We start from the raw sequence: 521 nt of genomic DNA, 5'->3' as shown, positions 1-521 counted from the left end.
CAGGGCGGCGTGGTCGGCGTGGTCGGCGAGTTCGGGGGCGATGTGGTTGAGGATGCGTTCGCCGACGCGGCGCAGTTGGTAGGCGGGTAACTGCCGTGCGAGGTCGATCATGGCGGTTTCGGCGTCGTGCAGGATTTGGGCTTGGTTGATGGGGCCGTCGAGGGTGGCGAGGTTGTCGGGGATGGCATCGAGGGTCGAGGCGATCACGGCGGCTTGGCGCACGTCGGCGTGACCGTTGAGGACCACCTGCTGGAGGTTTGGATGCTGCAGTGCGGTGGCGTGGGCGGCGAGGTCGCGGGCGGGCTGCGGGTCCAGCAGTAACGAGGAGCGCAGCCAGCCAGCAGTGGATCGGTGGCCCTGCGATCGTGGGATTCCGCGGGTGGCGCCCTGGTGGACGAGGCGGGCCTGCAGGACGAGGAGGGCCTGTTCCGCCTGCCGGGCCAACCGCAGCGCGTCGGTCAGGTCGGCATCGGTGAGCTGCCACAGCGGAGCCGCGGCGAGGACCGCCGCGTCGTCACCGA

1 protein-coding gene is annotated in these 521 nt (G+C 70.6%); it reads right to left on the bottom strand.

Going from position 1 to position 521, the window contains the following annotated elements:
- The coding region (locus tag Aco04nite_RS48490; protein WP_213003924.1) for a DUF222 domain-containing protein at positions 1–521 on the bottom strand (521 nt) is incomplete at both ends.

The sequence above is a fragment of the Winogradskya consettensis genome, from assembly GCF_018332715.1.
Classification (GTDB): Bacteria; Actinomycetota; Actinomycetes; order Mycobacteriales; family Micromonosporaceae; genus Actinoplanes; species Actinoplanes consettensis.
The sequence above is the reverse complement of the archived record's forward strand: the minus strand, read 5'-3'. Positions and strand labels throughout refer to the sequence as shown.